Raw genomic sequence first — 23,653 nt, forward strand, 5'->3', positions numbered from 1 at the left:
GGGTCACATCCAGACCCTGCCCAGCCTTGACCCGCAGTCCACAAGCCCTTCCGCCACTCTGGCCTGCGCCGCTCACCCCCTCGAGCCGCGCTTCCCTTGATGCCCCCGCGCTTGTAGCGCCAAGCCCTTTTCGGCAAGGCCAAGCCCTGTCAACCAAGGCTTGTACGTCGCATCCGGCTGCCCGGTTGCGGCTTTTCCAACTCGTTGATTGTCCCGGCGCGCGCTCGCGCCGCAAGACACGGAGAACCACATGGCAAAAGAAGGCACTATCCAGTTCGACGGTACCGTCACCGAAGTCCTGCCCGAATCGCGCTTTCGCGTCACGCTGGAAAACGGCGTCGTCGTGCTCGCTTATGGCTCCGGCAAAATGAAAAAGCACCACATCCGCGTGCTGGCCGGCGACCGTGTCACGGTCGAAATGTCGCCCTACGATCTGACCAAGGGCCGTATCACCTTCCGTTACGCCACCGCGCCGACCGGATTCTCACCCCCGCCGATGCGCCGCCGCTGAGTGGCCACGGCTTTGAAATTTTAGGAAATCATTTGATCGCAGTACACCAACTCCAGCCCGGCGACTACGTCACCGAGCAGATCGATGGCCGGGCCATGCGCCTGGACATCATCGCCATCGTGCCGCAGGGGCGCCAGGTGGAAGTCACCTTCCGTTCGCCCCTCGGCCTGAGCCGCGCCAACTATCTGGCCACCGCCTGCATGGCGGCGCAGCGCTGAGCACCTGATCGAAACGACTGCCGCACGCCGCGAACAATGCGCGGAATCAGGCCCCGGCAATGCCGGGCGCGTCGCGGTAACGACATGCCAGAATCGGCGTCCCCTGGTTGACGCCCCCTCTCACCCGGCGCGAAGTGATTCCAGCACTTGCAATGGCCGCCACTCGGCAACAGCGCACCCCATCGGGCAGCATGCCCGCTAATCCGTTGATTCCGCTATACTTCCGCGCCCCAGGGTTACACCCTTAGCCGCCCGGAAGTCGCATGAGCCTGCCCGTCCATCATCTGGAACTGCTTTCTCCCGCCAAGACCGTCGAGATCGGCCGCGAAGCCATCCTGCACGGCGCCGACGCGGTGTATATCGGCGGCCCCAGCTTCGGCGCGCGGCACAACGCCTGTAACGAGGTGAGCGAAATCGCCGAACTGGTGCGCTTTGCCCACCGCTACCATGCGCGCATCTTCGTCACGCTCAACACCATCCTGCACGACAGCGAACTGGCACCCGCGCGCAAGCTGGTACACCAGCTCTACGACGCCGGCGTCGATGCACTGATCGTGCAGGACATGGGCCTGCTCGAACTCGACATCCCGCCCATTCAGCTGCACGCCTCCACGCAATGCGACATCCGCAGCGTGGACAAAGCGCGCTTCCTGGCCGACTCGGGCTTCTCGCAAGTGGTACTGGCACGCGAACTGACGCTGAACCAGATCCGCGACGTGCGCAACGCGCTACCGGCCGATACCACCATCGAGTTCTTCATCCACGGTGCGCTGTGCGTTGCGTTTTCCGGCCAGTGCAACATCAGCCATGCCGATACCGGGCGCAGTGCCAATCGCGGTGACTGCTCGCAGGCCTGTCGGCTGCCGTACACGCTGACCGACGGCCAGGGCCGCGTGGTCGCCTACGACAAGCATCTCTTGTCGATGAAGGACAACGACCAGAGCACCAACCTCGAAGCCCTGATCGATGCCGGCGTCCGTTCGTTCAAGATCGAAGGTCGCTACAAGGACATGGGCTACGTCAAGAACATCACCGCCCATTACCGCCTGCTACTCGACCAGATCCTGGCGCGGCGGCCTGAGCTGGCACGCGCTTCCAGCGGGCGCACCGACATCCTGTTCACGCCCGATGTGGACAAAAACTTCCATCGCGGCCATACCGACTACTTCGTCACCGGGCGCAAGGAAAACATCGGCGCCTTCGATTCGCCCAAGTACGTTGGCGTCACCCTCGGTCACGTCACCCGGCTCGGCCCCAAGTGGTTCGAACTGGATAGCGCCGAACCACTGGCCAACGGCGATGGCCTCAACTACATGAAGAAACGTGAAGTGGTCGGCGTGCAGGCCAACGTCGTCGAGCGGGTCGGTGCGGGTGAAACCGGCACCCTCTGGCGCATCTTCCCCAACGAAGCGATGACGCAACTGGAAGGGCTGAAAGTCGGCCTCGCCATCAACCGCAATCGCGATCACGCGTGGGAAAAGGCACTGACGCAGAAATCGTCCGAGCGCCGTATCGGTGCATGGCTTGCGCTAAGCGAAACCGACAACGGTCTGGCGCTGACCATGACCGACGAAGATGGCATCGCCGTCACCGTGCAGGCCGCATTGACCCTGGAACCCGCCAAGGACCCGCAGCGGGCCGAAACCACATTGCGCGAACAGCTCGGCAAACTGGGCAATACCGCATTCACCGCGCACGACGTGACGCTGGCGCTCAGCCAACCGTGGTTTGTGCCGGCCGGTGCGCTCAACGCATTGCGGCGCGATACGGTGGAGCAACTGGAGGCCGCGCGCGTTGCCGCCTGGATGCGCCCGCCGCGCAAGGCCGAAGTACAACCACCGGTTCCCTACCCCGAAACCTCGCTGTCCTTCCTCGCCAACGTCTACAACGACGCCGCGCGCGCTTTCTACACCCGCCACGGCGTACAACTGATCGCCGCCGCCTACGAAGCACACCAGGAGCCGGGCGAAGTCAGCCTGATGATCACCAAGCACTGCCTGCGCTTCTCCTACAATCTTTGCCCCAAGCAGGCCAAGGGCGTGATCGGCGTGAAAGGCCAGGTACGCGCCGAACCGATGACGCTCAAGAGCGGCAACGACAGCTACACCCTCAAGTTCGACTGCAAACCGTGCGAGATGCACGTGATCGGCAAGATCAAGCCACACATCTTTCACGCCGCGCCGCCGTCGATCATCCCCGCGCATCCCATCACGTTCCACAAGACCCGGCCCACCTGAACGGGCATAACGCCCTGCCCGCGATGCCGGGCCTTCCAGCGCGGTGCGCACCGGCCCGGTAATCGGATAGCGCGAAGCACGGCAACTTGCGGCCTCAAAACCACGAGAAGCCCCCCGTGCCGATCATGGATCACCCGGGCTTCGGCCTTCACGACGGCGTCTGGAGCCGCCCCCGGGCGATGCACGCCCGCCTCCGCGCGTCGTGGCATAGCCAGTACGGCTGCGCCGCCACAGGTGGATCATTCGCGATGTCGCCTCCCGCGGACAGCACCCAGCGTGGGCGTGGCGGAAAGAACCAGCCGATCACCTGCACCGTCGCCAATACTCCCAGCTCCGTCGCGGCCAACAGCGGCAACCAGCCCGAGTCCAACGTGCACCCCGCCAGGCCCAGCAGTATCGCGCATCCCACCACCTGCAACACCGCCAGCGAGAACACCACGGCGTGCAATGTCGCCTTCATCCCGCCGCACAATCCAAAAAATGCGTTGAAATGCACCCAAATACTCGCGCGACCGCTATCCACAGGCAGTTCTCCTCAGCATGCAACGTAAAGCCGACGCCAACCTGTCCGGTATAAATTTAACCCTAAAGGTGAAAGTATTTCACGGATGCGAGGTGGCCATGGCGGATGGCCCCTGGCAATCAGCAATGCAGGAAGCCGACGTCAAACCCATAAAACCCGGGCGCTAGCGGCGATTTTGCTTCACCGCTCTCACTTTGTCTTCAAGGCTTGATTCAGCGAAAGTATACCCGCAGGGATAAAAAATACAACGAAAGCGTTGCGTAATACTTTGCCCTGAAGGTATATTTTCCCCCCGTATTTCGCGGATTTTACCTGTAGGTAGTCATCCAGCCCTGCGTCAGCCTGGGTTCCTCGAAGCGGGCCATGCCTTTGTATGGGGGGTTTTGGTTCACCGCTGGCGGCGTGGCGTCCAGCTACCGACCACGGTGCCGTGCAACACCGCGTCTTCTGGCAACCGCATCACCCGATCGGGGAAAGCGGGATTCAGAGTAAGCAGGAACTTGCCCTCGGGAGTGATATGCAAACGCTTGAACATCGTGAGATCGCCAACCGTCACCACCACATCGTCGCCATGGCGGCTGACGACAGCGGGATCGACGAACAGCAGTTCGGCATCGCGGTAATCCGGCATCATGGCGTCGCCCACGTGCCGCAACGAGAACGCGTGCACACTGCATTCGGCCGGACACGCCAGCCACTCCACCTGCTCCTGCGTGGCTTTGGGCAAGGCATCCTGGTCGATCTGGGTCACCGCGTCCCAGGTCAGCAAGGGTACCCAGCGTTGCGCCAGCTCGGTGGACAGGTCCGCCGAATAGCCAGCGGGAACCTCACGCACATGCTGCGTGGCATTGCCCTGATCGAACCAGCCATAAGGCAGGCTGAGCTTGGCTTCGAACTCCCGCGCCAGGCCTTCTCCCAGGTTCTTGCGCTCTTTACCTTTCGCCTTCAGCAACCGGTAAAGATAACTCGACTGCCGCCCCAGTGCCGCGGCCAGCCGGGCGGATTTCCCGCCAAAGCGTGGATCGGTATCGAGCAGTTCCTGTAGCCGTTCCCGGCGGATGTCATAGAGGTTCATCCGCGAATTACACACCAATCCATTACCGCAGGGTAAGTCTGCCTGTGGGTATCAGTCACGCCCTTCGACTAGGGGTCGATCATCATGCTGTTAGGGGAATATCTGAGGCATTACCGGGGGGCGGCCAAGGCCTTGGCCGAACGGATAGGCACCTCGCCCGAATACCTGTGGCACCTGGCCAGCGGCCGCAAGAAATGCCCCGATGTCACGCTGTGCATTGCCATCGAGCGCGCGTCCGGCGGGCAGGTGCGCTGCGAGGAACTACGCCCCACCGTCGATTGGGATTACCTACGCAATGGTGGCAGATCACAAGTGATGCGCACCACGCCGCTGCGGCGCCGCCAACAGGAGGCGCCGCTGGACGAAGACTAACCGCGCTTGACGGTGCCGGCGTCCTGCCCGAACAGAACCTTCTTTTCCGCCTCATCCATCGGCTTGGGCGGGTTGATCTGCGCCGCCAGCGCGTAGGCGCGCTGGGTGGCGGGGCGGGCGGCGATGGCGTCGAACCAGCGCTTCAGGTTGGGATAATCCTCCAGCTTCTGGCCCTGGTTCTGGTACGGCACCACCCAGGGATAGCTGGCGATGTCGGCGATGGAATAATCGCCGGCCAGGAACTCGCGGTCGGCCAGGCGCTTGTCCATCACCGCGTACAGCCGCGAGGTTTCCTTCACGTAGCGCTCGATGGCGTAGGGCAGCTTTTCGGGCGCGTACTGGCTGAAATGGTGATTCTGCCCAGCCATCGGCCCCAGCCCGCCCATCTGCCAGAACAGCCACTGGATGGCCTCGTTGTGCCCGCGCAGGTCGGACGGGATCAGCTTGCCGGTCTTGTCCGCCAGGTACAGCAGGATGGCGCCCGACTCGAACAGCGGGATCGGCGCACCGCCATCGGCCGGCGCCTGATCGACGATGGCGGGAATACGGTTGTTCGGGGCAATCTGGAGAAAGGCAGGATCGAACTGCTCGCCCTTGCCGATATTCACCGGATGAATGCGGTATTCCAGGCCCGTTTCTTCCAGGAACAAGGTGATCTTGTGGCCGTTGGGGGTGGTCCAGTAATGAAGGTCGATCATGATTTGCTCCGAAAGGATGGCGGCAGGCCGGAATTGGCTTTGTCGTACACTGCGAACAGTTTGCAACCGGATTCAGATAATGCCGTTCTCTCTCGATAACAAGCTGGTGGTGGCAATTTCCTCGCGCGCGCTATTCGACTTCGAAGAGGAGAACCGCATTTTCGAAGCCGGCGATGCACAGCGTTACATGTCGGTGCAACTGGAACGGCTGGAGCAGATCGCGCAACCCGGCGTGGCATTGCCGCTGGTGCAGAAGCTGCTGGCCTTCAACACCGCCGATGCGCACCGGGTGGAAGTGGTGATCGTTTCGCGCAACGATCCGGTCAGCGGGCTGCGGGTGTTCAATTCCGCCAAGGCCAGCGGGCTGAAGCTGGAGCGCGGCGTGTTCACCCAGGGCCGCGAGCCGTACCGTTACCTGCGCCCGCTCAACGCCAACCTGTTCCTCTCCGCCAACGATGCCGACGTGCGTACCGCGCTGGACAACGGTTTTCCGGCCGCGCATGTCTATCCCGATTCGATACATGCCGCCACCGAGCACCCCAACGAAGTACGCATCGCCTTCGACGGCGACGCCGTGCTGTTCTCCGATGAGGCCGAGCGCGTGTTCCAGCGCGACGGGCTGGAAACGTTCCACGCGCACGAAGCCAGCCACTCGCGCGAGCCGCTCAGCGCCGGGCCGTTCAAATCGTTCCTCGAAGCACTGCACCGTCTGCAACAGGCCGACGCACCGATGCATATCCGCACCGCCCTCGTCACCGCGCGCAGCGCCCCCGCGCACGAACGCGCCATCCGCACGCTGATGAGCTGGAACATCCACGTAGACGAAGCACTATTCCTCGGCGGCCTGGAAAAAGGCCCGTTCCTGGCCGAGTTCGAGCCGGACTTCTTCTTCGACGACCAGACCGGCCACTGCCTATCTGGCGCCCGCGTCGGCCCCACCGGCCAGGTTCTGGGGGGCATCGTCAACCAGGGTTGAGGCGGGAAAAGGGCGGTGTGAGGTGTGAGGTGTGAGGTGTGAGGTGTGAGGTGTGAGGTGTGAGGTGTGAGGTGTGAGGTGTGAGGTGTGAGGGGTAACGTCAAAAACAACAGCCACGGCGCAAGGTTTTGACGCTGCCTTTACTCCTCACTCCTCACGGTGTCTGCGCCAGCGCCCGGTCGTCGCCGGTATCGGCCGGCAGTTCCCCCCTGCGCACAGCTTTGACGAAGGTTTCGTAGTCGCGCTCGGTCTGGTCGGCATACAGCACTGCGTAATCGGCCAGCGCCAGGTCCAGGTTGGGACGATCGCCCACGTAGCCGGCGATCTCCGGCCCGGTACCGCCGCCCTTGGCATGGGCACGCGCCAGGTTCCAGGCGCATAGCTCGGCGTACTGCGCCAGCATCTCGGCATCCATCAGTTCCACTTCCACCGCCACCTTCATGTCGCGTAGCTGCCGCATGTAGTAGTGGCGTCCTTCCGGGCCGGTGGTCCAGCCAAGAAACTGGTCGCTGGCGGCCTGCATCAGCCGCTGCCCCGCCACCACGCGCTCGCCCTGGTGGCGGAACTCGCTGCGGCCCACGTAGGCGGACAGCACCGAGGGCTTGGCTTCCTTGGCTTGCAGGAATAACGGATCGTCGTCATCCGCCAGCAACAGCAGTACGAAGCAGCGCGTTCCGACACTGCCTACGCCTACCACCTTGAAGGCCACGTCCACCAGCTCGAAGCGTTCGATCAGGTGGCGCCGGTACTGGTGCAGTGTGCGGCCGTAGGCGCTGAACATCTTGAACGCCACGTCGCGGTAGTTTTCCTTGTACTGCGCGAAATCGGGCGAGGCGTCGGCGTGGAAGATATACGGCGGGTTGTCCAGGATGTGGCGCACGCCATCCCGGGTGGCGGTCATCTTGTCGAAAGCGTGGCGCGAAGTCCGCTTGCGCGCACGCTCGGCCAGCGTGCCGACGTAATCGCGCATCCCGCCAGCCGGCAGCGTGCGGCGCACGTCGTCGAAGCTGATGCTGGCGTGCCACAGGTCCAGCGTCTTCATTGCCGCATACTGATCCATGTGGCGACGGTAGCTGGCGGACAGCCGCTGCACGATCTCGCGTGCCTTGATGTCGGAAAAACTGCGATAACGCGCCGCCAGCACAAAGCTGGTCGCCAACCGCTTCAGGTCCCATTCCCAGAAGCCCGGCAGCGTCTCGTCGAAATCGTTGATACCGAACAGCAGGTTGCGTTCCGGCGTGGCAAAGCCACCGAAATTCATCAGATGACAATCGCCGCATACCTGCGTGCGGATGCCGGTATGCGGCGTATCGGCCAGATCGAACGCATGCAGCAACGCGGTGGCGCGGTAGTAGGCGAATGGCGATTGCAGCATGCGGCCATAGCGGATCGGCACCAGGTGCTGCACCCGGTCCTCGCTCGACTGTTTGAGCATGGCGATGGGGTCGCGATGCGCCGACGGGCGCCACAGCGCGTGGGTGCGGCGCGGGCAATCCTGCCGGAGCGCGCGGCCCGCCGCCACGCGCAGGTTGAGGGAGTGAGCGGAGTCGGCCATGGGCTTCTCGGAAGGGTGGATGGGGCATGTACCTGCCTCACTATAGAAGCGATACCGTCCGGTTTTCACACTGCACCAACCGCCTGCATCGCCACGATAGTGGGACAATGATGCCCTTCCGTTTTTCCGGCGCCCGCACCGCATGACCGCACCGCAACCCCTGGTCCGCCACCTGGTGGTCCACAAGCTGATCAAAGATCCCCACGGCCCCGCCGCCATCGCGCTGCGCCCCGCCGAAATGTCGGTGAATGCCGCCGCGCAACGCCTGATCGACCATCTGGGCCAGCGCTACGGCGAGCGCAAGGGCAAGGGCTATGGCCGCTTCGAGGACGACGAGGACAACTTTCCGATGCCGCGCTTCATGCGCCAGTACGTGGCCGGCGATATTGATTTCCTCGCGCTGTCGCACCTGATGATGCAGCACCTGCAAATGCGCGCCGGTGAGGAACAACTGGCCAGCGGCGGCTACGTGCTGATCGCGCGCGTGGACGATGCCGGCGCCGACTGCCTGTTGGTGGTACTGGTCACCGAAGTGGTCGGCATGGCGATCACCGGCGATTTCGAGATCGTCGACAGCCCGCAGCTCGATCTTTCCAACCTGCGCGTCGCCGGCCGCATCGACCTGACCGCGTGGCAGGGCGGCGCCGAGCGCTACATCAGCTTTCTCAAGGGCCGCGCCGACGTGGCGCACTACTTCAAGCTGTTCCTCGGCTGTAATGACGTGGTATTGGCACTGAAGGAAACCCAGAAGCTGGTGCAGGGCCTGAATCAGTTCGCCGAACGCCAGCAGCTACCGCCCGCCACGCGCGACGCGCTGTTCGAACGCGCCCACGGCTACCTGGACGAAGCCGGCGACGAAGGCGAGCCCGTCGCCCTGGACGTACTGGTGCGCCGCGCTTGGCCCGAAGCGCCAGAGCGCCTGCAAAGCGCGCTGGCCGAAGACGAACTGGCGCTAGCCGGCGGCTTTGTGCCCGACCGCCGCGCGATCAAGCCGCTGATGCGCTTCAAGGCATCCGGCGAGCACTGGAAGATCGAGTTCGATCGCAGCAGCCTGCGCGCCGGCCAGGTGATCTATGACCGCGAACGTGGTGCGCTGGTGCTGACCGAGATCCCGGAGGCACTGCGGCAGGCGCTGATCGGGTGAGGGGTGAGGGGGAATACTGACTCCCCGGCGCCATGGACACGGTCCGGATGGGGCCGCTTACCCATCGCTCCTTCCGGAACTCAGTAGCGCTCTGCCGATGAAATGGCGCGGGACGCGGCTGCGCGGAACGCGGGTATCGAACCAGGCGCGCACGTCCTCGTCCAGACCGATACCGTGCATATAGTTGTACAGCGCCTTGTTCAGCGCGGTGCCCAGCGCATCGTGATCGACCCCCGCCGGATCGACGAAGCCCACGTCGTTGCGGGCGAAGCCGCCATCGGGCAGCGGCAGCAGCGTGACGCCGTACTCCTCCGGGTGCTGGCCCACCGGTGAATGCACGGTACAGGCGAAACGGTGGAAAAAGCCGGACTGGATACAGCCGGCCTCGAACAACTGGCGTACGTATTCCAGCGCGTCCACCGTATCCTGCACCGTCTGCGTGGGAAAGCCATACATCAGATACGCGTGCACCAGGATGCCAGCCTCGGTGAAGCCCTGCGTCACACGCGCCACCTGTTCCACCGACACGCCCTTCTTCATCAGCTTGAGCAAGCGGTCGGACGCGACCTCCAGCCCGCCGGAAATCGCGATGCAGCCGCTGTCGGCCAGCAACTGGCACAACTCCGGCGTGAACGATTTCTCGAAGCGGATATTGCCCCACCACGAGATCGCCACGCCGCGCCGCAGCAGTTCCTCGGCCAGCGCGCGCAGCATCTTGGGCGGCGCCGCCTCATCGACGAAGTGAAAACCCGTCTGCCCGGTTTCGGCGACAATGCGCTCGATGCGGTCCACCAGCTCGTTGGCGGACGCCGTTTCGTAGCGCGAGATGTAATCCAGCGTCACATCGCAGAAACTGCATTTCTTCCAGTAGCAGCCATGCGCCACGGTCAGCTTGTTCCAGCGCCCGTCCGACCACAGCCGGTGCATGGGGTTGAGCATGTCCAGCAGCGACAAGTAACGATCCAGCGGCAGGCCGTCCCAGGTCGGTGTGCCGACCTCGGCGAATGGCACGTCCGGCTCGGGGAAGTTCACGTAGCGCACCACGCCATCGGCATCGCGCGCGAAAGTGCGCACCAGCCGCTGCCGCGAACGCTGGCCGGCAAGATGGTCGAGCAGCGCCAGCAGGGGGCGCTCGCCGGCATCCAGTGTGACGAAATCGAAATAATCGAACACGCGTGGCTCGGCCAGCTCGCGCAGCTCGGTATTGACGAAGCCGCCCCCCAACACGGTGACGATACGCGGATCGCGCGCCTTGATCGTCTGCGCGATGCGGAACGCGGCATAGACCGCGCCGGGAAACGGCACCGACAGCAACACCACGCTGGGCGTATGGCGCGCAAGCGCATCCAGCGTCAGCGCATGCAGCGTGTCGTCCACCAGATTGCGCGGCGCGGCCAGCGCCTGCGCCAGCGGCTCGAACGTCGGCTGGCTTTGCGCCAGCGATTCGGCATAGCGTACGAACTCGAAGCGCGGATCGACCACTTCGCGAAACACATCGGCGATATCGTTGAGGAACAGCGTCGCCAGATGGCGCGCGCGATCCTGCATGCCCAGCGCGCCGAATGCCCACGCCAGCGGATCGCCGCCGTCCGGATCGTCCGGATCGACATAGACCTCCAGCGACGCGAAACGCGGCCCCTCGGGCAGGAAATTGCGGCCACAGATGCGATGCCCCAGCGTGGTATCGCGCCCCTGCAGAAAACCCAGCGTCGGCCCGATCACCGCGCGATAACGCTCGAACTGCGCCACGAACGCCTGTGTCGCCGGCGAACGCCGGCGCGGCGGCACACCCAGCACCCGCTCGTGCAACGCGGCCAGCCCATCGGCCGAGAACAGCCGGAGCACCAACGCTAGCGCCAGGTCCTCCTGCATCGCCGTCACGCCGCGCGAGCGCAGGAAACCGGTGAGATAAGCCGTGGACGGATACGGGGTATTGAGCTGCGTCATCGGCGGAATGAGCGACAACACGCGGATGGGCGGGGGCATTGACATGACAGGGCCTTGGATCGGGCAAACAGCGACGGCAGGGGCGTCATTTTGCCAGACGGGGCCCGGCGCCGGGCCGAACGATGCCGGGCGGCGCGCTCGCCAGCGCGGCGCGCGTGGGGCACCATGCCCACTGGCCCTGGCGGCATCGCCGCATCGATCGGGCGCGACGCCCGTCACACCGTCGAGGAAACACCATGGATGCAGATCGCCAGGCCCGCATCTGGGCGGCCTTATCCGACATATTCATCGACAACGAGGTCGATTTCGGCTGGATCGCCCGGCAAGTGGCCGACGTGCCGCTCGCCACGCTGGAGCATGCGTTCTTTGAAGAAGTCGCCCCCCTGGTGCGGCCCCAACCTGATGACACCCATCCCTCCCGTCTGGTCGGGATTCGCCACCGAAGCACTGGTCGAAGGGATTGCTCGCTATCAGGTCCGGCTCGGGCGCTCCCGCACGGCAAGGTGGCGCCATCGCGGTTACGTGATCTGGCTACGCTGGTATTTCAGGGGTGAATGGCGGGCGCTGAAAGCGGCCCTGCCTCCCCCGCGCAGCTAGATTGAACCGTCCCTGTTGCGCCTCCAACAGCGCGTTGCCCGCAATGCTGGGTTTTCAGCATGGCTCGGACGCAATCACTTGATTCCGCAGGTTTCGCGGTGTGGCATGCCCCTTGCTCAAGGTAGTGAAAGGCTCCGCTTTCCGGGGCCATTCACCCCGCAGGAACCCTCATGAGTCAACGCAAGATTCGCCTCGGCGCCTTCATTCCCGGCGCGGGCCACCATGTTGCCGCCTGGCGTCATCCAGAAGCGCAGGCCGACGGCGGCATCAACCTGGCCCACTACGTACGTCTGGCGCAAACCGCCGAACGCGGGCTGTTCGACACGCTGTTCCTGGCCGATGGGCTGGCGGCGGGGCAAGGCAATGTCTCGGCTGCCGCCGAAGGCAAACAGGCGTGGGGCGGCAGCTTCGAGCCGGTGACGCTGTTCTCGGCGCTGTCGGTGGTCACCGCGCATATCGGCTTCGTCGCCACCGCGTCCACCACCTACGAAGACCCATTCATCCTGGCGCGTAAGTTCGCCTCGCTCGATCACCTGTCCGCGGGGCGCGCCGGCTGGAATGTGGTCACCACCGGCTCCTCGGCGGCGGCGGGCAATTTCGGCCTGGAGAAACATCCCGCCCACGCCGACCGCTACGACCGCGCGCGCGAATTCGTCGACGTGGTGAAAGGGCTGTGGGATAGCTGGGAAGACGACGCCTTCGTGCGTGACAAGGCCAGCGGCCAGTTCTACGCCCCGCACAAGCGCCATGAGCTGAACCACGCTGGCCGCCATTTTGCGGTGCGCGGCCCGCTGAACGTGCCACGCCCACCGCAGGGCCATCCGGTGGTGGTACAGGCTGGCAGCAGCGAAGCTGGCAAGGAGTTCGCCGCCGAAACCGCCGAAGTGATCTTCACCGCGCAGCAGACACTGGAAGAAGCCCGGGCCTTCTATGCCGATGTGAAAGGCCGGCTGGCGCGCCACGGCCGCACGCCCGACCAACTGCTGATCATGCCCGGCGTATTCGCCGTGGTCGGCCGCACCGAAGAGGAAGCCCAGCGCAAGTACGAAGCACTGCAAGCGCTGATCCTGCCCGAAGTGGGGCTGGCATTGCTGTCCGGCCTGTCCGGCGGGGTGGACCTCTCCGGCTACGACCTGGATGGCCCTGTGCCCGAACTGCCCGAGACCGAGAACATGAAAAGCCGCCAGGCGCTGATGCTGGATATCGCACGCAAGCACGATTTCACCATCCGCCAGCTCTACCTGTGGGTAGCCGGCGCACGCGGTCACTGGACCATCGTCGGCACCGTGGAACAGATCGCCGACCAGTTGCAGGCGTGGTTCGAACAGGGCGCGGCCGACGGCTTCAATGTGATGCCGCCATGGCTGCCGGGCGGGCTGGATGATTTCGTCGATCTGGTAGTGCCCGAACTGCAACGACGCGGCCTGTTCCGCACCCGCTACGACGGCCACACGCTGCGCGACAACCTGGGCCTGGCGCGGCCAGGCAACCGCTTTGTCACAGCAACCGCGCCACGCGAGCCGGCGCTGGCGACAATCTGAAGGACGTTGCCGCTGCGATGATCCGGTGCCATGCGGCCCCCGGCAGCCACCGGGGCCGCGGAAGCAGGTCATGCCGGCAACCACACACCCGGTCGAATCCGCCGTCATTCGACGCGTTGCCGCGTTCGAGCGTTTACGCCGTCTGCCCGACTTGCCCCCTTGGCGCTACGGCAACTGCGCGACCGACTCGCAGCAACAGCCGCTTTTCGAGGACCGATATGCTCAAATCGCTCGCCCCCTTCGCGCTGACGCTGCTCATCACGCTGGCCGCGCCCCTGCATGCCGCCGAGAAGCTGCCCGAGGTGATCCGGTTCGGTGTTTCCAGCGCCGGGGTCGGCAAGCCGCCGCGCGTGAATAGCGGGTGGATTTCCGTGGCACAGTTGCATCGCTACCTGGAAAACGAATTCGCCAGGGACGGCGTGAAAATCGAGTGGATCTTCTTCAAGGGCCAGGGCCCTGCGGTGAACGAAGCGATCTCCAACAACCAGCTCGACTTCACCACGCTGGGCGACCTGCCCGCCATCGTCAGCCGCTCGGTCGGCGTCGATACCCGCGCGGTGCTGGGTAGCGCCCGTGCCGACATCTACGTGGTGGCCCGCCCCGGCGCAGGCATCCGCAGCATCGCCGACCTGCGCGGCAAGCGCGTGGCCTTCCACAAAGGCACCGCCACCCAGCTCAGCGCGGCGCGCCTTTTCGCCGCGCACGGTCTGAGCGAAAAGGACGTGCGCATCATCAACATGGAACCCGGCACCGCCAAGGCGGCGTTGTTGTCAGGCGACATTGACGCCACCTTCGGTACGCTGGACCTGGTCCACTTCCGCGATACCGGCCGCGCGGTGCTGGTCTACAGCTCGCGCAACGACACCGGCCCCGGCGCCACCGGCCAGGGCTTCGTGCTGGTGAACCAGAAATTCGCCCAGCGTCACCCGCAAACCACCACTCGCGTGGTCAAAGCGCTGGTGCGCGCCGCGCAATGGTCCAGCGATCCGGCGCACCGCGAAGAGATATTCAAACTGTGGGCATCGGCCGGCGCCGTGCCCGAAAGCACCTACCGCCGCGAATACAAGGGCATCGCCCTCGCCGATCGCTTCTCGCCGCTACTCGATCCAGCCCTGGCCAGCCGCACCCGCCAAGCCGCCGCGCTGGCGCTGCAAAACCGGCTGATCCGCAAGCCGATCGATGTCGAAAGCTGGTTCGACCGACGTTATCTGGATGCGGCATTGGGGGAGCTGGGGTTGGTGGGGTATTGGGATGAGCGGGTCAGTTGAACTGAGCAGGCAGGACAATGCAAATAACCCGGCCATAGGCGATCCCTAATAATTATAAAAAATATAACAGAATAACTATTCCAGCCACAAAAGACATCCCCACCCTTATAAAAAATAGAACAGGTTGAGAGAAACGATCAATAGTCACCCCACGCACGGCAGCTTTTCCCGTCGAAAATGATACGAATATATCAAGAATTACCGCAGGAACCGCCATGGCAACTGCGTAAGCCTCTAAGGCACTGGCTAAGCTTTGATTGCCATTTTTCAGTATTACGCTAAGCACTCCAAGAATAACAAATAGCGTCCCAAACAAAATAACAACCCAATCAATTTTTCCACGCATTTTATTGACTCAAAACATGACGGCTTCGTTTGTTAATTCACCAGTTTTTATTTATCCATAAACTTCAATATTTCTTCTTTTTTTTTGAATCAGCCCCTGCCGGCACTCTCTTGCACAGTCCAATTGTGCTTTTTTAGTCCAATTGTGCTTTTTTATATCTAAGGAAGGTCTGAATAAGCCAGCAAAAGCCGACCAGCCCGCGCAATCGGCCCCAACAGCGGCCTGACCGGCGGGCCGACCCCCGGAATTCAACGTATTTCCCACCCTACAGACGGATTCCCCCCGCCAGCAACTGTCGACGACTCTGAAACAGATTCGACAATGCAAGTTCCATGTCGGACAGGAACTGCTGTCCGCGGGTGACTTTAGGCTGCTTGATGAAGCCTTGATCGGCCAGGCTGAGTTGTTTTATGGGGGAAATTGGATGGCGTGGATGCGATGGCATTTTACTGGCTCAGGGGGACTTATTCAGACCCTCCTTAGCCCCGACTAAATCCAGATAAAACTTTAGAAAAATAGGCCACAGGGACAATTGAATATTGGAGCCCTGTAGGATAATCCTCATATTCGAAGAAATGCTCATCCATCAGAGTCCAAATAAAAAACACTTCACCGTCCTTGCAAAAGGCAACAATTGAAAAATCGTCAAAAGAATCACCAAGCGATAAAAAATATCGCGCAGCCCCATCAAATTTTTCTGATTTTATCAAATCATACACCCGGACCATATCATCAAAATCCAGGCACTCAACATCCAAATTCTTGGCAAGAACATTTTTCAACTGCATCAAAACAAGCGAATAAATACTTGCATCATCAAAAGTCCCGATGTATTTATCTCCAAGCCAAATCCGAAGCCGCCCCACTTTATGGCCAAGCTCTTCATTAGAGGCAAGCTCTATCGCAAATTTTTCTTTGTCACCGATAAATAAGCTCATTACCATGCCTTAACATCTTTAGGAATATTATCGGGGCGAATATTACGGGGACTTCCATTGGCAGTCCGTCCATTTGTCGATCCATTCCAGTGCCAATTTCCATTACCATCATTTTGAAAACGATGATATTCGGCTTTCTTTCCATCTCCTACTTTTGTCCATCTATTTCCATCCGAGCCCGCCTTACTATTCTTCATGGTTTTTAGGAAGAGTGCTTTTAGTGCTATTGTAAGGATTTTGCCCTTTATTTGACAGATCATGATGGCCAGGGTTTTCATAACTATCAATGCGGCAACTAGAGTCACAGACACACACCTCTGTACTCATAAGCCCCAGACCAATTGACGAACAAGACTTTACTGTTAAACCATCGGCGCTACATTTATTTTGGCACAATGCAAATGATGGTCCTGGGCAGGCAGCCAACCCAAATGGATCGGTAAAACTAAGCGGAGTCCCCCCCACATACCCATAAGTATTAATCCCCCCCGCCAGCCCGATCGGGTCGCTCTGGATGTACCGCCCGATCCGCGGGTCATAGTCCCGGAAGTAGTTGTAGTACCGCCCGGTTTCGGCGTCGAAGTATTGTCCGGGGAAGCGTAGGTTGTAGACCAGCGCTACAACTATTGCGAACAGAACCTCTACCTGTTCGTCCTAAAATTGATCAGACAGAATCCGCTATTCTAGTCATGAACCAAAATAAAACTCCGCGGATGCGGGGTTTTTGCTCCAAAACTTAAATCAATTTCAAAATCAAGAACACTGCAGCCGTAATCCCAAGGACTGCTGAAGCAAGAACCCTTGTCAAAAAAACAACTGAGTATTCATCATAATATATATATACCACCCGCATTGTTGTGATCTTGGTTCTTAAAGAAGCTATAACGTCAACAATCGCCATTGGTATGGCAAAAATGCAGCCGGAAATGGCAAAAGCCGGTTCCCACTCCTTCCACCCCCAATCCCGTGAAAGAACATACCCCACCCAGCAGACAATTGTTAAAATCAGCAAAGGGAAAATCAACCGCTCATACCTCTCTCTTGATTTTTTCATTGTGGTTTTAAGCTGTCATAAATGGTAGTGATAATATCAGCCCCGGAAATAAACTTCCCCAAGTTGCCTTTTGCCAGAGCCCCTGCTGCAGAGGTATACGTGGAGGTACCAGGCTCGCAAATACAAGCCGATGCCGCCGCGTTCGCTCCAGAAACCCCCTGCATAATTATCGCTCCGAACCCAGTTGGGCTTGCTGCGATCGACACAAAGTCAGCGGAGATGCCAATTGTAGGAGCACCGATGTAGCAATACGCGTTTTCTGCCACCGATGGTTGCTCTCTGCATGCATCGGGACGCAATCTGCAAATGTTACCGGGTTTTGTTTTGCAGACTGGGTGATTAGGCGCTGCTTCGCATAGTGTGGGACTCGCCCCACTCAGCCCTAATGCATCCTTGTCACCGAGTGGATCGTTTTCAACATACCCATAAGTATTAATCCCCCCCGCCAGCCCGATCGGATCGCTTTGGATGTACCGCCCGATCCGCGGATCATAGTCCCGGAAGTAGTTGTAGTACCGCCCAGTTTCGGCGTCGAAGTACTGTCCGGGGAAGCGTAGGTTGTAGACCAGTTGTTGTCCGTCGCCATCCGGATCGGCGTTGGCGGTACTGTGGCCGAACGGTTCGGAGATGGCCCATTCCCACACTATTTTGTTGTCGGCCGGGTTGCTCAGTTGGCGCGGGGTGCCCAGGTGGTCGCTCCAGGCGTAGTAGAGCTTGGGGGCGGGGGTGGCAGCCTGGACGACAGCAACAGGGATGTTATCCAGCCAGATGGTGTCGAGCCGGGCTTGGCCGGTGCTTTCGTATTCGGCTAGCAGTTGGTCTTGTTCGTCGTAGATGAAGAAGGTGGTACTAGTGGCGGAAGTTTTCCTCACCCGTTGGCCCGGCACCTTGTACTAGTAGGCGACACGGATGCAGCAGCGACGACTCCCAGTGCTTCTATTTGAATTTATTCGTATGGGTGACTTCCAGGCAATAACTACCCTGGGACTTTCGGAGCACCGCCACTGTGCTCTCTCTTCTCTCGTATATAGCAGTAGCCAGGTCTATTAAACTTTCTTTTCCAATGGAAAGAAAGATTATCAAAAATAGCCCATTCAAAAATCCTTTGGGTGGCTTGTTTTCAATAAAAACCACCTGCGCCAAATCCATCTTCCCTATTAACTTCACAAAATGTGAAGCTTCGTGCGGCGTTAAGAGCAAATCAACACTTTCACCATTTTTAAATTTCTCCACAGCATTAAGAATAAACACACCATTACTCATCGGTCCAATCCTTCCCAGCAGGGTTGTTGATCTTCTGGCACGCCCTATATCGAAGATAGGCCTTGGCCCGGCAAAAAAGTTGATCAAAATTTATTGCAAAATAACAATTGGTTTCCGTCATCAAACCACATTTCGTAAGATCCTCTGATAATTGTTTATTACAATTTCTTGGATCTTTACCCTCTGGAGAAATCACCTGAGCCTCTGTATTCGTCTCACCAAGGATCGAGAGGACGGGGCCAAGGGTAAGTAATTTCTCCAGTCACTGGATCAATAACTACTGTTCCACCACCCTGTACAGGAGGGTGTGGGGGAGCAGGAAGAACAAAGGCCTCACCAGTAGGATCAATATTTCTAAGTGGCCCCCCACATACCCATAAGTATTAATCCCCCCTGCCAGCCCGATCGGGTCGCTTTGGATGTAGCGCCCGATCCGTGGGGCGTAGTCCCGGAAGTAGTTGTAGTACCGCCCGGTTTCGGCGTCGAAGTATTGTCCGGGGAAGCGTAGGTTGTAGACCAGTTGCTGCCCGTCGCCATCCGGATCGGCGTTGGCGGTGCTGTGGCCGAACGGTTCGGAGATGGCCCATTCCCACACTATTTTGTTGTCGGCCGGGTTGCTCAGCTGGCGCGGGGGTGGCACACACAAGTGAAAATGGTCATTCGGATCTGCGGGGAACCAATTCACCTTTGCACAAATTGCCCCCGCATCGATGCGCATCTACACCGCTTCTCTGCGCCAACATAAATAACACATACCCAGAGCGATCAAAAGCAAAGCGAGAGACACCCACATACCTCCCAGCCAAGAAGGAAGATCTACCACTCCAGAAAATGCGGCCAGCGTTGCGTAAATCACACCAAAAGCTTTTTCCCCTCTTCGGTCATATTGAAAAAAAACAATAAAGAAGCTAACAACACAGCAGTTACAAACGAATCCGGTTTAGCAGAAAACGGATAGTGGGAGTTGCCCACGGCATAAGCCCCCCCACATAATGACCCCAGAGAGAAAATCCTAACATGTTGAGGAGCTTTTTATTTATTCTTTGCATGGGTAAAGCAACTCCACTTCTTTTTCAATACAGAGTTCGCTATACCTGCCGATACTGCGCCCTAGTAGCCGCCTATTTATATCACCACGCAACCTTTTAGGCCAACCACACAAGCCTTCACTCCTTTCACAGCATTGAGCCCTCCCAAATCAACTAAATAAAAAAGCCACTCACGGGTGGCTTTTTTATTGTTCTAATTTTCCAAGTCTGGGCAAAGCTAAAACCACAATAGAGCTAACCTTTCTTCATAAGTAGCTCACTTAGAGCCTCGCACACCAAAACCATCAATAAACTTGCCAATGTCATCACGGATGAATCTAAGCACGAGTGACACATTCTCAACCAACGGGCTTACCCTCTTCACCTGATTTAATTTGCTCTCAATTACATCAATATAACAATTCGCCACATCACAAGAACTGTTTTCCCCATACTCACCGCCTTGTACAAATCCCCCGAAAGACATCATGTAATAGGGGAATACTTTTTCTGGCATAAAGCGAACATCCTGGGATCGGGAAAGCACGTCCTTTTTGAACAATGCAATTGCTTGGCCATGATTCTTTCCAAAAAAAGATTTATGCACATCCTGGACATCAAAATCATAAAAAATGTCACCCCATTCTTCTTGAGATGGAATCGGCAAATAAGAAAAATCGATCACTTCATTTGCGCTCCTTCTTGCATTGTTGATATTTTTTCATTTTTATACGATAAGCTTTTATCTGTTCAAGATATCATTTTTATGCCGCCCGCCCCCCCACCTCTCGTCCAAATCCCCCAGCAATCTAGCCCACGTTTCGCCAGATCGGGTCGCTCTGAATGTACCGCCCGATTTCGACATCGAAGTATCGTCCGGGGAAGCGTAGGTTGTAGACCAGCGCTACAACTATTGCGGACAGAACCTCTACCTGTTCGTCCTAAAATTGATCAGACAGAATCCACTATTCTAGTCATGAGCCAAAATAAACCCCCACGGATGCGGGGTTTTCTCCAAAACTTAAATCAATTTCAAAATCAAGAACACTGCTGCCGCAATCCCAAGGGCTACCGAAGCAAAAATCCTTATCCAAAAGATAATAGGATTTTTATCAGCATATACATATAAAATTTGCATGGTGGTGATTTTCGTTTTTAAGGAAGCTACCACATCAATAATGGATAATAGTATGGCAGAAATACAAGTAGCCATGGCAAAGCCAGGCTCCCATCTCTGCCATCCCCAATCTCTTGAAAGAATGTACCCCGCCCAGCAGATGATTGTTAAAACTACTAGAGGAAATATTATTCTTTCATACTCAGATCTTGGTTTCATCATTATGGCTTCAAGCTGTCATAGATTGTGGTCGCAATATCTACACCGGAAACTACTCTACCCAAAGTACCGTCTGTCACTGCTCCTATGGCAGTAGTACCGGTAAAGATACTAGGTCCACAAATACATGCCGATGTTGCTCAGTTGGCGTGAAGTGCCCAGGTGGTCGCTCCAGGCGTAGTAGAGCTTGGGGGCGGGGGTGGCGGCCTGGACGACGGCGACGGGGATGTTCTCGAGCCAGATGGTGTCGAGCCGGGCTTGGCCGGTGCTGTCGTATTCGCCCTGCAGTTGGCCTTGTTGGTCGTAGATGAACAGGGTGGTGTTGCTGGCGTTGTCGGTCTTTTTGACCCGTTGGCCGAGGGCGTTGTAGCGGTAGTCCCACCACACGGCGCCGCTTTTGCTGCGCTGGATGCGGCCGGCGTTGACGACGTTGTCGGCGACGTCGTCCTGGTATTGGAGGCGATAGCACAGGCAACTGGTCAGAAGTAGGTTGTGTTTTAACTTAGACCCGCCGTGTCTCCACATATCCCGCTTCTTTTCAAAGAAGGGTTCTTTTTCATAAATAATTCTATTTCATTTTCCAGCCCAACAGCCCGTTCCATTTTTCCAGCATTTCGAGCCTCCTTTGCCGCCAACTTAAGCAAGAAAATAGGAAAATAATTTGCTCGACAATCTTGGGATAAATATCCCGAGAGCGCTTCGTACAAATTTATTTTATTCCCGCCTTCCTTTGCCAAAGAAACAACCATTTCCTCCATAACTGAATCTTCATCAGCCGTTTTTATCATTTCATATATCTTTACTTCAGAAGGCACTTTCCTACTCTTCGTATTTTTGATGTAAAACATGGCAAAAATAAACAAGAAAAAAAGCAAACCAAAAATTAGCATTCTCTTTTTCATCACCATCTCGTCTGAAAATTATGGAGTAACTGAATATGGTGTCTCTTTACAAGCATCAAGTAATTTTGCATGAGTTTCTCGCTGGATCGGGCCGTACCCTCAGCAACGAAAGGACTCAATTCTTCTGGGTTCATACCCGCGATACATCCGGATCCAGTGGTTTCCCGTTCGGCGCATCGTCATCGGCTTCAGGCCGTTCCACCGTTTCGGTGAGCGTGGCGTCGGGCGGTATACCGGGGCGAGTGGCAGGGTCGCCGGCGGGGGTTTCCGGCAAGAATCCATCCGACTGCCTGCTCCACAGCCGGTGGTAGGCGCCGTGTTGCGCCAGCAACTCGGCATGGCTGCCGTCTTCGACAATGCGGCCATCATCGAACACCAGGATGCGGTCGAGGTGGGCAATGGTGGATAGCCGGTGTGCCACCACTAGCACCGTCTTGCCTTGCATCACATCGTCCAGCGTGTCCTGGATCGCTTTTTCGGTGATCGAATCCAGGCTGGAGGTGGCTTCGTCCAGGATCAGGATTGGTGCGTCCTTCAGGATCACCCGGGCGATGGCAATGCGCTGGCGCTGGCCGCCGGACAACTTCACGCCGCGTTCGCCAACCATGGCGTCGTAGCCTTCCTTCATCTGAGCGATGAAGTCATGGGCATGCGCTTTGCGTGCGGCATCGATTACCTCGTCGTCGCTGGCATCCAGCCGCCCATAGCGAATGTTCTCGCGCAATGTGCGGTGAAACAGGCTGGGGTCTTGCGGGATCAGGCTCAGTTGCGCGTGCAGCGCATCCTGCGTCATGTCGCGCACGTCGATGCCATCGATCAGGATATGCCCATCCTGTATGTCGTACAGCCGCAGGATCAGGCTGACGAAGGTGGATTTGCCCGAGCCGGAAAATCCCACCAAACCCACGCGTTGCCCGGCCGGAATGCGCAGATTCAGCCGCTCGAACACCGCACGCTCCGGGGTATAGCGGAAGACGACATTGCGGAACTCGATCTCGCCACGCGCGATGACCGGCGCGGGCGCGTCGGGGCGGTCCAGCAGTTCGTGCGGGCCGATAAGGGTATGCACGCCATTGGCCACGTTGCCGATGTATTCGAAAAATTCCAGGAAGCGCCGGCTGAGGTTGCGCGCCTCGTTGATGATCAGCAGCGACAGGCTGACCGCCAGCACGAACTCGGCCACGCCGATCTGGCCCTGGCCCCACAGCGTCAGCGCGTAGTACAGCGTGCCCACCTTGAGCACCGCGGCGGCGGAAAACTGGAACCAGCGCACCCGCTCCGAATAGCTGTTGGAGCGCCGCACCGCCTTCAGCTCGGTGCGCAGCGCGCCGTCGAGCAATTCACGTTCGTAGTCCAGTCGGGCGAATAGCCGCGCGCTAGCCAGGTTGGTCACCGAATCGACCACCTTGCCGGTGGTATCGCTGCGGGCGTTGGCGGCCTGGTAGGCGTGCGGCTGGGCGCGTCGCGCCAGTGCGTAGGAGATACCGACGAAGGCCACCGCCCACAGCGCGACGAATGCCGCCAGCGGCGGATGCGCGCGGTAGAGCAGCCCGATCGATACACCGAATACGATCACGATGGGCCAGAACTCGGTAATCAATGACCATAGCGTCTGAGTCACACCCATCGCGGTTTCGCTGATGCGGTGCGCCAGCGCGCCGGCGAAGTTGTTGCTGAAGTAACGGTGCGAGTGGTACTGCAAGTAGTGATAGACCTGCCGCGTCACGTTCTGCCGCTGACGCGGCCCAAGGCGAATCTGGATCGCCCCGGCTGCACGGCCGAACAGCACCTCGCCGACGCTGAGGGCAAAGAACAGCAATAGCGGGCCGTGCAGCGTGCCCACCAGCGCCATCGACTGGCTCTGCGCCAGCGTCACCGCCTTGATGATCTTCGACACCGCGTACGGAATCAGGATGCCGCAGGTGGCGTTGGCGGTTTCGAACAGCAGCATCGCCAGGTACCACCAGCGGTAGCGCGCCACGAAATACCAGATGAAGCGAAACGGTGTGCTCGGCAGCGCAGGGGTACCCGGCGCGCGTTGGGAAGCCAGATCGGTCATGGGGAGTCCTCGATGGGCCGGCGTCCGCCGCCGTGGCCCGCCGGGCGCACAAAGCGCGCCCGCTG

At 59.2% G+C, this 23,653-nt stretch carries 26 protein-coding genes and 1 pseudogene; 10 read left to right on the top strand and 17 right to left on the bottom strand.

Going from position 1 to position 23,653, the window contains the following annotated elements; translation table 11 throughout:
* The first annotated feature begins 250 nt into the window (after nt 1–250).
* The 3 genes from infA (at nt 251) to FAZ21_RS02880 (ending at nt 2,966) form a co-directional block, all read left to right on the top strand.
* Nucleotides 251–511 (top strand): translation initiation factor IF-1, encoded by a 261-nt coding sequence (infA, locus tag FAZ21_RS02870; protein ID WP_136771780.1) that lies wholly within the window; start codon nt 251–253, stop codon nt 509–511.
* A gap of 32 nt (nt 512–543) precedes the next feature.
* Entirely contained in the window at nt 544–729 is a 186-nt protein-coding gene (locus FAZ21_RS02875; RefSeq protein WP_136771781.1) for a hypothetical protein, read from the top strand.
* Nucleotides 730–992: 263 nt separating this feature from the next.
* Nucleotides 993–2,966 carry a peptidase U32 family protein gene (locus tag FAZ21_RS02880; protein ID WP_136771782.1) on the top strand — a complete coding sequence of 658 codons (1,974 nt, stop codon included), beginning with the start codon at nt 993–995 and terminating at the stop codon, nt 2,964–2,966.
* A 148-nt stretch (nt 2,967–3,114) separates the two neighbouring features.
* On the opposite strand, the gene FAZ21_RS02885 is transcribed toward FAZ21_RS02880, so the two are convergent.
* Nucleotides 3,115–3,426: a hypothetical protein gene (locus tag FAZ21_RS02885; RefSeq protein ID WP_136771783.1), complete on the bottom strand. Its 312-nt coding sequence runs from the start codon at nt 3,424–3,426 to the stop codon at nt 3,115–3,117.
* A gap of 451 nt (nt 3,427–3,877) precedes the next feature.
* On the bottom strand, nt 3,878–4,564 hold the full coding sequence (locus FAZ21_RS02890) for a S24 family peptidase (RefSeq protein WP_136771784.1): 687 nt from the start codon (nt 4,562–4,564) through the stop codon (nt 3,878–3,880).
* 84 nt (nt 4,565–4,648) lie between these two features.
* Here FAZ21_RS02890 and FAZ21_RS02895 point away from each other — a divergent pair, with 84 nt between their 5' ends.
* Nucleotides 4,649–4,936, top strand: coding sequence for a transcriptional regulator (locus FAZ21_RS02895; protein WP_136771785.1), 288 nt, complete (start codon nt 4,649–4,651; stop codon nt 4,934–4,936).
* Here the strand turns inward: FAZ21_RS02895 and FAZ21_RS02900 are convergent.
* Nucleotides 4,933–5,634, bottom strand: a complete 702-nt coding sequence (locus FAZ21_RS02900) for a glutathione binding-like protein (protein WP_136771786.1) — start codon at nt 5,632–5,634, stop codon at nt 4,933–4,935. The two genes, FAZ21_RS02895 and FAZ21_RS02900, sit on opposite strands and share 4 nt — an antisense overlap.
* 79 nt (nt 5,635–5,713) lie before the next feature.
* On the opposite strand from FAZ21_RS02900, the gene FAZ21_RS02905 reads away from it, so the two are divergent.
* Entirely contained in the window at nt 5,714–6,610 is an 897-nt protein-coding gene (locus FAZ21_RS02905; RefSeq protein ID WP_136771787.1) for a 5'-nucleotidase, read from the top strand.
* A gap of 154 nt (nt 6,611–6,764) precedes the next feature.
* Here the strand turns inward: FAZ21_RS02905 and FAZ21_RS02910 are convergent, their stop codons facing one another.
* A complete protein-coding gene (locus tag FAZ21_RS02910; RefSeq protein WP_136771788.1) occupies nt 6,765–8,165 on the bottom strand; it encodes a DUF2252 domain-containing protein in 1,401 nt (466 codons plus the stop codon).
* Between the two features lie 142 nt (nt 8,166–8,307).
* On the opposite strand from FAZ21_RS02910, the gene FAZ21_RS02915 reads away from it, so the two are divergent.
* On the top strand, nt 8,308–9,309 hold the full coding sequence (locus FAZ21_RS02915) for a nucleoid-associated protein (protein WP_136771789.1): 1,002 nt from the start codon (nt 8,308–8,310) through the stop codon (nt 9,307–9,309).
* Nucleotides 9,310–9,366: 57 nt separating this feature from the next.
* Here the strand turns inward: FAZ21_RS02915 and FAZ21_RS02920 are convergent, their stop codons facing one another.
* Nucleotides 9,367–11,301, bottom strand: a complete 1,935-nt coding sequence (locus FAZ21_RS02920) for a B12-binding domain-containing radical SAM protein (protein WP_211243346.1) — start codon at nt 11,299–11,301, stop codon at nt 9,367–9,369.
* 191 nt (nt 11,302–11,492) lie between these two features.
* Between FAZ21_RS02920 and FAZ21_RS21310 the strand changes: the two are divergent.
* The 4 genes and pseudogenes from FAZ21_RS21310 to FAZ21_RS02935 form a co-directional block, all read left to right on the top strand.
* Nucleotides 11,493–11,624, top strand: a pseudogene (locus FAZ21_RS21310) (DUF7079 family protein); the annotation flags it as partial.
* Nucleotides 11,625–11,658: 34 nt separating this feature from the next.
* Nucleotides 11,659–11,853 carry a DUF7079 family protein gene (locus FAZ21_RS21315; protein WP_444542043.1) on the top strand — a complete coding sequence of 65 codons (195 nt, stop codon included), beginning with the start codon at nt 11,659–11,661 and terminating at the stop codon, nt 11,851–11,853.
* Nucleotides 11,854–12,023: 170 nt separating this feature from the next.
* Complete coding sequence (locus tag FAZ21_RS02930) at nt 12,024–13,394, top strand: LLM class flavin-dependent oxidoreductase (protein WP_136771791.1); 1,371 nt, start codon at nt 12,024–12,026, stop codon at nt 13,392–13,394.
* Nucleotides 13,395–13,612: 218 nt separating this feature from the next.
* A complete protein-coding gene (locus FAZ21_RS02935; RefSeq protein WP_169307220.1) occupies nt 13,613–14,662 on the top strand; it encodes an aliphatic sulfonate ABC transporter substrate-binding protein in 1,050 nt (349 codons plus the stop codon).
* A gap of 52 nt (nt 14,663–14,714) precedes the next feature.
* Here the strand turns inward: FAZ21_RS02935 and FAZ21_RS02940 are convergent, their stop codons facing one another.
* The 12 genes from FAZ21_RS02940 to FAZ21_RS02995 form a co-directional block, all read right to left on the bottom strand.
* Complete coding sequence (locus FAZ21_RS02940) at nt 14,715–15,008, bottom strand: hypothetical protein (RefSeq protein ID WP_136771793.1); 294 nt, start codon at nt 15,006–15,008, stop codon at nt 14,715–14,717.
* Between the two features lie 479 nt (nt 15,009–15,487).
* Nucleotides 15,488–15,946, bottom strand: a complete 459-nt coding sequence (locus FAZ21_RS02945) for an Imm42 family immunity protein (RefSeq protein WP_136771794.1) — start codon at nt 15,944–15,946, stop codon at nt 15,488–15,490.
* The gene (locus FAZ21_RS02950; RefSeq protein ID WP_136771795.1) at nt 15,946–16,251 is read right to left on the bottom strand and encodes a hypothetical protein; all 306 of its coding nucleotides are present in this window, start codon (nt 16,249–16,251) and stop codon (nt 15,946–15,948) included. Before FAZ21_RS02950 ends, FAZ21_RS02945 begins: the two co-directional genes overlap by 1 nt.
* The gene (locus tag FAZ21_RS20515) at nt 16,133–16,582 is read right to left on the bottom strand and encodes an RHS repeat-associated core domain-containing protein (protein WP_211243367.1); all 450 of its coding nucleotides are present in this window, start codon (nt 16,580–16,582) and stop codon (nt 16,133–16,135) included. Before FAZ21_RS20515 ends, FAZ21_RS02950 begins: the two co-directional genes overlap by 119 nt.
* Before the next feature lie 414 nt (nt 16,583–16,996).
* Nucleotides 16,997–17,872, bottom strand: coding sequence for an RHS repeat-associated core domain-containing protein (locus FAZ21_RS21000; protein WP_281279727.1), 876 nt, complete (start codon nt 17,870–17,872; stop codon nt 16,997–16,999).
* A 64-nt stretch (nt 17,873–17,936) separates the two neighbouring features.
* A complete protein-coding gene (locus FAZ21_RS02965) occupies nt 17,937–18,263 on the bottom strand; it encodes a hypothetical protein (protein ID WP_136771797.1) in 327 nt (108 codons plus the stop codon).
* Between the two features lie 277 nt (nt 18,264–18,540).
* Nucleotides 18,541–18,981, bottom strand: a complete 441-nt coding sequence (locus FAZ21_RS02970) for an RHS repeat-associated core domain-containing protein (RefSeq protein ID WP_169307221.1) — start codon at nt 18,979–18,981, stop codon at nt 18,541–18,543.
* Nucleotides 18,982–19,568: 587 nt separating this feature from the next.
* Nucleotides 19,569–19,976 carry a hypothetical protein gene (locus tag FAZ21_RS02975; protein WP_136771798.1) on the bottom strand — a complete coding sequence of 136 codons (408 nt, stop codon included), beginning with the start codon at nt 19,974–19,976 and terminating at the stop codon, nt 19,569–19,571.
* A gap of 336 nt (nt 19,977–20,312) precedes the next feature.
* A complete protein-coding gene (locus tag FAZ21_RS02980; protein ID WP_136771799.1) occupies nt 20,313–20,630 on the bottom strand; it encodes a hypothetical protein in 318 nt (105 codons plus the stop codon).
* 108 nt (nt 20,631–20,738) lie between these two features.
* Nucleotides 20,739–21,152, bottom strand: a complete 414-nt coding sequence (locus FAZ21_RS02985; RefSeq protein WP_136771800.1) for an RHS repeat domain-containing protein — start codon at nt 21,150–21,152, stop codon at nt 20,739–20,741.
* Nucleotides 21,125–21,529: a hypothetical protein gene (locus FAZ21_RS02990; protein ID WP_136771801.1), complete on the bottom strand. Its 405-nt coding sequence runs from the start codon at nt 21,527–21,529 to the stop codon at nt 21,125–21,127. The genes FAZ21_RS02985 and FAZ21_RS02990 overlap by 28 nt, the downstream gene beginning before the upstream one ends.
* A 130-nt stretch (nt 21,530–21,659) precedes the next feature.
* Nucleotides 21,660–23,588, bottom strand: coding sequence for an ABC transporter ATP-binding protein (locus tag FAZ21_RS02995; RefSeq protein ID WP_136771802.1), 1,929 nt, complete (start codon nt 23,586–23,588; stop codon nt 21,660–21,662).
* Nucleotides 23,589–23,653: the final 65 nt, after the last annotated feature.

The sequence above is a fragment of the Chitiniphilus eburneus genome (assembly GCF_005048205.1).
GTDB lineage: Bacteria > Pseudomonadota > Gammaproteobacteria > Burkholderiales > Chitinibacteraceae > Chitiniphilus > Chitiniphilus eburneus.